Origin of the sequence: Spirulina sp. 06S082 (assembly GCF_034932145.1) — a bacterium.
Lineage (GTDB): Bacteria > Cyanobacteriota > Cyanobacteriia > Cyanobacteriales > Spirulinaceae > CCY15215.
Genome location: NZ_JAYGHV010000315.1, coordinates 1 through 9363 on the forward strand (window position 1 = coordinate 1; position 9363 = coordinate 9363).

The 9363-nt window shown below is 41.6% G+C and carries 7 protein-coding genes; 4 read left to right on the top strand and 3 right to left on the bottom strand.

Annotated elements, in window-relative coordinates; all coding sequences use genetic code 11:
• Both VB714_RS19835 and VB714_RS19840 read left to right on the top strand, forming a co-directional pair.
• The coding region (locus tag VB714_RS19835; protein ID WP_323226400.1) for a response regulator at positions 1-741 on the top strand (741 nt) is incomplete at its 5' end.
• Positions 731-1618, top strand: a complete 888-nt coding sequence (locus VB714_RS19840; RefSeq protein ID WP_323226401.1) for a LysM peptidoglycan-binding domain-containing M23 family metallopeptidase — start codon at positions 731-733, stop codon at positions 1616-1618. The genes VB714_RS19835 and VB714_RS19840, both read left to right, overlap by 11 nt.
• Before the next feature lie 361 nt (positions 1619-1979).
• Here VB714_RS19840 and VB714_RS19845 read toward each other — a convergent pair whose 3' ends face one another.
• Positions 1980-3107 (bottom strand): RNA polymerase sigma factor, RpoD/SigA family, encoded by a 1128-nt coding sequence (locus VB714_RS19845; RefSeq protein ID WP_323226402.1) that lies wholly within the window; start codon positions 3105-3107, stop codon positions 1980-1982.
• Between the two features lie 544 nt (positions 3108-3651).
• Here VB714_RS19845 and priA point away from each other — a divergent pair.
• Entirely contained in the window at positions 3652-6258 is a 2607-nt protein-coding gene (priA, locus tag VB714_RS19850) for a primosomal protein N' (RefSeq protein WP_323226403.1), read from the top strand.
• Between the two features lie 30 nt (positions 6259-6288).
• Here the strand turns inward: priA and VB714_RS19855 are convergent, their stop codons facing one another.
• Both VB714_RS19855 and VB714_RS19860 read right to left on the bottom strand, forming a co-directional pair.
• A complete protein-coding gene (locus VB714_RS19855) occupies positions 6289-7095 on the bottom strand; it encodes a hypothetical protein (protein WP_323226404.1) in 807 nt (268 codons plus the stop codon).
• 88 nt (positions 7096-7183) lie between these two features.
• Entirely contained in the window at positions 7184-7318 is a 135-nt protein-coding gene (locus VB714_RS19860; protein WP_323226405.1) for a hypothetical protein, read from the bottom strand.
• A gap of 152 nt (positions 7319-7470) precedes the next feature.
• Here VB714_RS19860 and VB714_RS19865 point away from each other — a divergent pair, with 152 nt between their 5' ends.
• Positions 7471-9243 carry a potassium channel family protein gene (locus VB714_RS19865; protein ID WP_323226406.1) on the top strand — a complete coding sequence of 591 codons (1773 nt, stop codon included), beginning with the start codon at positions 7471-7473 and terminating at the stop codon, positions 9241-9243.
• Positions 9244-9363 lie beyond the last annotated feature (120 nt).

A 9363-nucleotide genomic window follows, 5' to 3' on the forward strand; every position in this document is an offset into this window, starting at 1 on the left:
AGTACCTTTTGGTTTGACCTCGATGTTCCTGAAGTTAGCAATTACAGCCAATTGTCTATCCCAGAAACTGCTCAAAATATTATTGGCTATCATGGAGAGAAACGGAAAATTTTAGTGGTAGACGATCGCCAGGAAAATCGTGCGGTATTGATTGACTTACTCGAACCAATTGGTTTTGAATTAAGTCAAGCCGTCAATGGGTTAGAGGGCTTAGAAAAAGCGCGATCGCAGCAGTTCGATTTAATTATTACCGATTTAATTATGCCCGTGATGGATGGTTTTGAAATGACAAAAAAAATACGAACTTTAGAAGCAGAAAAAGAAGTTATTATTATCGCCTCTTCTGCCAGTATTGTTGATTTTGTTCGCCAACAAAGCTATCAAGTCGGTTGCCATGATTTTCTGCCCAAACCCATACAATCTTCAGCGTTATTTGCACAACTTCAGCAGCATTTACAATTGACCTGGATCGAGGAAGATATTGAGAAATCGGAGGGAAGTATCCCAAAAGAACTTATTTTTCCCCCCGCACAAGAACTCATATCGCTTTATTATCATGTTTTAGATGGGTATCTCACGGAAATTCAATCTGAGCTTGAACGCATCGAGAATCTAGACTCTAAATATATCACCTTTACTCAAAAAATTACCGAACTTGCAAAAGCATTTGAAAGCGAGGAAATTATTGAATTACTCGAACCTTTTGTTAATGAACAACAAACTACGAACCATGAACAGTAAACAAAAAAAGACTTTTATTCGGGTTGCTTCTTTCTCTACCTTATTTTTAGGGCTGGCGATCGCACCTTCACGATTTTTAGCGCCAAGTCTCGCTCAAAATACTCCCGTTTGTCAGTCTTCGGTTCTATCTCGACTGCAAACCCATCAAGTTAAAGCAGGGGAAACTATCGAGGCGATCGCGGCACAATATCAAATTTTTCCTGCTATTATCCTGCATTTTAATCCCGCTTGGCAAAATACCCAACCCGCGACGGGAAGTATCCTTTATATTCCCCCCCTAAATGGTATTGAAGTATCTACACCCTCGGGGGCAACTTGGCAAGATTTAGCCGACGCTTATGGAGTTCGCGCTGATGTTTTATTTGAACTCAACGGCTGTCAAATGCCTGGAGAAACCACCTTTATCCCAGGCACGAGTTGGAGTCCCCATAGCGTTCCCAAAGCCTCTAATTATGTCGGTTTAAGTAGCTATCCCTTGCGCGATCGCGCCGCGATCGGACTAACTTATGGCTGGCATAGTCAACAAGGAACAGAGGAAAATGAGTTTCATAACGGCATCGATTTGCTTGCCTCTGTAGGTACTCCCGTACTTGCCGCCGAAGCAGGAATCGTCGCCTTTGCCGATCGCCAAGGGAATTACGGTAACTTAGCCGTTATCAACCACGAAGGAGGACGACAAACCCGATACGCGCATCTTGATACCCTCAATGTTGTTCCTGGACAAGAAGTTCAAACTGGCGCTATTTTGGGGACTGTTGGAACAAGCGGAAAACCCGATATTCCTCAACCTCATTTACATTTTGAAGTTCGCTATCAAGTCCCCATTGGTTGGGTAGCACAAGATCCAGAGATTCACCTAATTTTGGCAAATTGGTAATCGGTAAAACGACCGAACCAATCTCAGGGAACTTTTTCTCGGTTCCCCTCAAAATCATATTCAAGAAGTAGAAGAAATTCGCAACTTTGTGACAGATTTTCGAGATAAAAAAATAACCATTAAAGATTTCTTGAAAGGTCCCGGTTTTGGCAAGCCAATAATTATCGGAGAAGAAATGCAAGAAATGATCGAGGATCTATTCTCAGGGCTAGTGGGAATCCAGTTTAAGGATTTCTAATCAATTATCAATTATCAATAGAGAAAATGTAATGTAAAGAGAAAATGTGAATCCCTAGGGTGGGCAGGGGGAATTGCTAATATCTTTCAAGTTCTATTAGTATCCCCTGCCCACCCTAGCTTATTAAGTGAGCCAGCCGCGAAGCCGACGAGCAACTTGAGGACGGCGAAGTTTCCGCATGGCTTTGCTTTGAATTTGTCGAACTCGCTCTCGGGACAAGTTAAACATCCCCCCCACCTCTTCTAAGGTATAAGGTTGGCTGGTATTTAAGCCATAGCGTAAGGAAATAACATCCTTTTCTCGTTCTGTCAAAACATCACTGAGAACTTCACTAATCTCCTGACGCATCATCACTTCGCTCATTTGTTCTTCGGGTAACTTTAAGTCACCATCTTCGAGAAGATCCATTAATTCCGTATCCTCTCCTTTACCAACGCGGTGATTGAGAGATAAGGACTGGCGGCGCAATTGGAAAAGGTGACGCAGTTGTACGGGGGTGACTTCTAATTCTGCGGCTAATTCCTCTTCGAGGGGATTGCGCTGTAAGGTTTGCTTGAGATTGCGTTGGGCTTTTTTGAGTTTGTTAAGTTTTTCAACAATGTGAATCGGGAGGCGAATGGTTCGTGCATCATTGGCAATGGTGCGGGTGATGGCTTGGCGAATCCACCAATAGGCATAGGTCGAAAATTTATAACCTTTATTGGGATCGAACTTTTCGGCGGCACGATTTAAGCCGATCGCGCCTTCTTGGATCAAATCGAGAAACGGTACGCCACGATTGAGATAGCGTTTGGCGATCGACACCACCAATCGTAAATTTGAGCGGATCATTTTCCGCTTGGCGACGCGACCTTGATATAATTTTTGTTCCAGTTGGCGGAGGGTGATATCTAAGGCTGCAGCTATTTCTTCTTTAGAGGGTTTTCGCTGCAATTCCTCGGTTAGTTTTTCTTGGATTTCTTCAACCTGCACGATCGCCTTAACGCACTGCGCTAATTCGATTTCTTCGTCGGCTTTGAGGAGAGGATAGCGAGCCATTTCCTTGAAGAAAGCCCCAACGGTATCATCGTCGCTTTTGCTATAACGGGTTTTTCGAGTTTTGGCCGAGGTATTGGCGGGGATCGAAAAAGCCACACTGACTAAATCTGGGGTTAATCCGTCGGATTCGATCGCGCCCTCAGAAAGTTTATTATCGGTTTTTACTGCTGTCATGTTGGCTGTTATGTTGGCTGGTAATTCGGTAACGTTCATAAGTCGAGCCTAATGATTTCAAAAAGAGGATTATTAAAAGGGGTAGGTTTAAAAACACTGACCAAAAATACGAACAAGGTTTGGATAAATTTGGCGATCGCTTGATTGAGTCTTGGTTTGGGGATCGATTGTTCCTTTTGAGGGCGATCGCGGTTTCGCACTATCCAAAAAACTTAACAGTTCCTTAACCTCGTTCGTCGCTACAATTGGGTAAATGTTGTTTATCAGGCTAACAGAAATGTTTCAGGAGTTTGTTTGTCTTATTACAAAATTTCAAAAGAAATGTAGGAAATGTTAACAAATGCCTCTACCTGCTGACCTGGACTTGCTCGAGCGCGGATTTTTAGTTTTAGCCTGAATTTAAGCTAAACTCCTTGCTCAAACTGCTCTAAACCCTATCAGGATGATGGGGTTTTGCGCTTTCAAACGCTTTTCGTTCAGGGGATGGCAGCATAAACTGAGAAAATAAGTAAAGTTTTGTTTCTATTTGCTTAACATTGATTGAAAGTGGGTTCACTTTAAGTTATAGACCCAAACCTGCAAAATGTCGAATGCCATTAGTATGATTTCTACGATTTCTGCGATTTCTTCCACCTCTCCCATTGTCTCAGAACCCCAAGTGGTGTACGGCGATCGCAGAGAAGGCGATCGCTGGATTGAAGTTCTCGTGAACTGTGAAGAAATTGATTACCTGTTGACTTATAGCGTTCCGCTAGGTTTAGAGGTTCACCCCGGAGATATTGTCCTCGTTCCCCTCAAAACCCAGATTTTGAAAGGGATTGCTATTCGTCCAACCCAAATTCTTCCAGCCAATTTAGCGCCAAATGATATTCGCAATATCATTGATATTATTGCCAAAGGTATTTTTTCTAGTACCTATTTGCAGCTATTGGAAAAAGTAGCAACTTACTACTTTGCACCTCGAATTGTTGTATTTCGTTCTGCTTTACCTCCCGGTACATTAAGAGAATCACAAAGACGAATACGCTTAAATTCAAAATTACTACCCGAAGGAGCAGAAGTTTTTTGTTCCCCTGTAGCTCGCAAGATTATTGCCCTTCTACAGGTAAGCAAAGATGGAGACTACAGTGCAAAATACATTAAAGGCAAAATTAAGGGAGCAAGTAAAGGATTAAAAGACTTAATTAAACGCGGGTGGGTGAAGAGCTATCTTGCACCTCCTAAAACTTCGCGTCCAAAGCTACAGAAAGTTGTTATTTTAGTGTCTACAAATGTTTTTCTTAAACCATCATCTCGCGAGGAAAAAGCTCTCTCTCTCTTGCAGCGCTTAGGAGGAGAAGAAATTTTAGCCAAACTCCATAAATTTCATGGTGTTGACTATGATGTGATTAAGAGCTTAGAAAACAAAGGTTGTATTTTAGTAGAGGAACAAGAAATCTTGCGTTTCTCCTCCGAACCTAAAGTAGAGAAAGATAACCCAAAAGCTCTTAATATTCATCAAGCAAAAGCATTAGAGACAATTAAAAATTTACAGGGATTTGCCTGTGTTTTGCTTCACGGTATAACAGGTTCAGGAAAAACAGAAGTTTACTTGCAAACAATTTCTCATATTCTAGAACAGGGAAAGTCTGCTATCGTTCTCGTTCCTGAAATTGGTTTGACTCCACAATTAACAGATCGCTTCCGAGCTAGATTTGGCGAACAAGTTTGCGTTTATCATAGTGCCTTAAATGAAGGAGAACGCTACGATACTTGGCGATTTTTATTATCTAATGAACCTCATATTGTCATTGGTACTCGCTCTGCTGTATTTACTCCCGTTCCGAATTTAGGATTAATTATTCTTGACGAAGAACACGACCATAGCTTTAAGCAACAAGAGCGCACACCCACTTATCATGCTCGTACAGTGGCACAATGGCGAGCAGAACTAGAAAACTGCCCCCTCATTCTCGGCTCCGCAACTCCCTCTCTAGAAACATGGGTAACATCAAGAAATCGAGAAGAAGACAATCATTTATCCCCCCCATCAACTCCCCCCTCCCCACTATCAACTATCAACTCCCCACTATCAACTATCAACTATCAACTATCAACTACTCACTACCTATCCCTACCCCATCGCATTTATTCCCGTCCTCTTCCTCCCGTTGAAGTGGTGGATATGAGACGAGAGTTAAAACAGGGAAATCGTTCTATTTTTAGCTTTGCCTTGCAAGATGCCCTCAAACAGCTTAAACCAACTGGAAAGCAAGGTATTCTCTTTATTCCTCGTCGGGGACACAGCACTTTTGTATCGTGTCGAAATTGTGGTTATGTGATTGAGTGTCCCCATTGTGATGTTTCCCTCTCCTATCACCACGTCCGCGCAGAAGCAACCCAAATCTTACGCTGTCATTATTGCAACCACAGCAGCTTACATCCCTCCCTCTGCCCTGAATGCGAGTCTCCCTATCTCAAATTCTTTGGTAGCGGTACTCAAAAAGTAGTGCGGGCGATCGAGAAAGAATTCCCCGATCTGCGGGTGATTCGTTTCGATAGCGATACCACTCGTGGAAAAGGAGCCCATCGCACGAAATTAACTCAGTTTGCCCAAGGAGAGGCTGATTTGCTCGTGGGAACCCAGATGTTAACGAAGGGTTTAGATGTAGCGCAAGTGACCTTAGTGGGCATTGTAGCGGCGGATGGGCTATTGAATCTTGCCGACTATCGTGCCTCGGAACGGGCTTTTCAAACTTTAACCCAAGTCGCAGGAAGAGCAGGAAGAGGAGACGATCCAGGACGGGTTATTCTGCAAACTTATACACCGGAACATCCCGTTGTTGAAGCCGTTTGCAATCATGATTATTTATCTTTTTCCCAGCAAACTTTACCAGAGCGATCGCAGTTGAATTATCCTCCTTATGGGCGTTTAATTTTGTTGCGATTTAGTGGATTAAATGCAGAGGAAGTGGAAGCAACGGCGGATTTGGTCGCCCAGGGATGTCGCAATTTATTCGCTTCTGTTAACCACGAATTACTCGGACCCGCACCTGCAAGTATTATGCGGATCGATCGCCGTTATCGTTGGCAAATTTTGCTTAAGTTTGCTCGAGATATTGACAATTTACCGGATTTATTACAGTTAAAAGGATTATGCCCGCAGTCAGTTAGATTAACAATTGATGTCGATCCCTTGAGTATTAATTAATTGTGAAATTATAAACTATTGATTTTTGGTTTAGCTGACTTGAACTCCAAATGTTAATAATATTCTGGGCAAAAAATCATCGAGATCGCGGACATTTTCATCAACAATTTCAATCAGATTGAGTTCGTATTGCTGATAAATTCTTTGTTTTTCTCGCTTGCGATCTAAATATTTACTATCATTTTCATAACCCCAATATTCTAGATAAACTTTACCTGAAGGAATGTAAAAATCGCAGTAAACTTCTTCCGCGATCGGTAATCGGCGCTCGTAAGCATGAACTAATTCCGCCATATAGAGCCAATTATCAATCATCACTTCAGCCTTCGATCGCACCCAATGTCCATCTGTTGTACGAAATTTGGCACTCTCGCGAAACTTTTCTCGAAAACTTTGTTCGCTTTTAGTTTCCAGAATATTTGAGTCTGTCGTCTCGCTAATAATATTTTTAATTGCTTCTAAAAAGATGCGATTTTCTAAAATATTGGGCGACCAAAGAACATAAGAATTTCCAGTTTTTGGATCGTTCTTTTGCGTTGCACCAAAAGCAATTCCTCTTCGCGTTGCAATCCAATCTGTTCCTTTTTTCTCTAAAAGCCCCAATTCAGATAAAATACGATTGACATTATTGCGATGAACTGAATAATTTTGCTCGTTTAATTTCTGACTGATTTTTGTAGCTGATAACAGCATTGGAGAATTAACAATCTTGGGTTTAGGGCTAATTATTGTTTTGATAGTAGGTTTAGCGTTGGCTGTTTTCCAGCAGTTATAACAAAGAGTATGTCCAGGTTTAGAAACCGGATTATTACAATTAGGTTGAGAACAAGTTTCCATAATTTTATGTAATTTTTCCTTGCAATTTTAACTGTTTACCTTGATTTATAAAGCCGTTTCTGCAAAAACACCTAAACCGATCGCGCCACTAGGGACTGAAAAACGCCGCCACAATTTGAGCCGCTTCGATCGCCCCTAAAAACTCACTTTTTGTATCATGCAGATCGACAACTTGTTGTTTAAGCGAGTTTAACGCGAAGGGAAGATCGGTGAAAACTGGCATTCTTTTTCTCATTTTTGCAGCGATCGCGCTCAATTCAAATCTTAACCTAAAGTGTATTTTTTCAGATAGGTGTTCTTAACTACACTTCCTCTCTCCCAAGTCGTTCACAATAATAGATTAATTCCTTAAGTATTTGCTGGTAATGCCTTCCCATGAAACCCAAAATCATTGTTTGCGGCCTCGGTCAAACCGGTTATCGTATTTTTAGTCTGCTTCGACAGCAGGGTGCGGAGGTTATTGGTATTAGCGATCGCCCCATTCCAGGAGAACGCAGCGATCGCATTATCATTGGCGATCCGCGATCGACTGCAACTCTGATTGCGGCGGGAATTCGTGAGGCACATACTTTAGTGCTGGCTAGTAATGATGACGCGCTCAATTTAGAGAGTCTCACCCGCGCCCGCACTATTAATCCTAAAGTTCGCATTATTAATCGCATTTTCAATCATACTTTAGGAGAACATTTAGACCAAACTTTAACAGATCATGTGAGTCTCAGTTCTGCTAAACTTGCTGCGCCCATTTTTGCCTTTGCAGCTTTAGGAAATAAGGCGATCGGACAGTTAAAACTCTTCAATCAAACTTGGCCGATCCGCGAAGAAATTATTGATTCCGAACATCCTTGGTTGGGTCGCAAGTTAAGCGAACTTTGGGAAAGTCGTTCGCGAATGTTGATTTATTACCTACCCGAAATGGGAGAATCCAATTTAATTGCGGCAATTTTAGAGGGTCGATTATTACAGGTTGGCGATCGCATTATTGTCGGGACTCAACCGTTAGTGCGCTCATCTCAACGTTCTAAATTACATTCTAAAGCGCGATCGCTTCTCAAAACTTTTGCTAATTTACGAAAGTTTAAAGATTACGGTCGTCCGGTAGCTTTAGTTTCTCTGGCTTTATTAACGACTATTTTTTTAGCGACGCTGACTTATATTAGTGTTAACTTTAATATTTCTATCGCCGATGCAATTTATTTTTCTGTCGGCATGATTACAGGAGCCGGAGGGAAGGAAGAAGTCGCAGAAACAGCATCAGATACTATCAAAATCTTTACAGCAATTATGATGATTGTTGGGGCGGGAGTTATTGGTATTTGTTACGCTTTAATTAATGATTTTATCCTGGGTAGTCGCTTGCGACAATTTTGGGCTGTGACTCAAGTTCCCTCGCGAAATCATTATATTATTTGTGGTTTGGGTGGCGTAGGAATGCGAATTGCTCAACAATTAATCAGTCAAGGATATGATGTTGTTGCGATCGAAAGCGATCCCAACAATCGCTTTTTACATTCAGCAAAATCCCTTGGTATTCCTGTCATTATGGAAGAGGCAAATCTTGCCAGTACGCTCAAATCTGCCAATGTGGAAAAAGCGGCAGCACTATTAACAGTGACGAGTAATGACATGATCAATGTTGAAATTGCTTTATGTGCCAAAGCCTTACAACCTAAATTATCTGTTGTCGTCCGCAATCACGATCCACAATTTTCTTATTCTGTTCAACAAGTTTTTGAGTTTGAAAATGTTCTTTGTCCGATTGAATTAGCAACTCCTTCTTTTGCGGCGGCGGCATTGGGGGGGCGCATTTTAGGCAATGGTATGACTGACGATTTATTATGGATTGCTTTAGCGACATTAATTACTCCCAGTCATCCTTTCTATGGCAAAACAGTTAAAGAAGCCTCTCAAAATGCTGATTTTGTGCCGTTATATGTTGAATCCCAAGGCAGAAGCATTCACGGTTGGTTATTATTAGAAACTTCCTTAAAATCAAATGATGTTCTTTATTTAACAATGCCAGCAACGGAATTGGAGCAATTATGGCGGGTTAATTCCTTTAAGACGGCTGCAATGGGATCGGAAACCCAAACATTTTATAGCAAGGACCATAATTCACAATCCTTGGTAAATACCCAAACCAATTAAGATAACTCCGGTGGCAAATTCCAGGCGATCGCTACTAAATTGCACCTCACCATCCTTTTTGTACTTGAGTATTTATACTTAACAAAACCAAGAGCAAAAAAAGAGGGTGAATTAACTTCA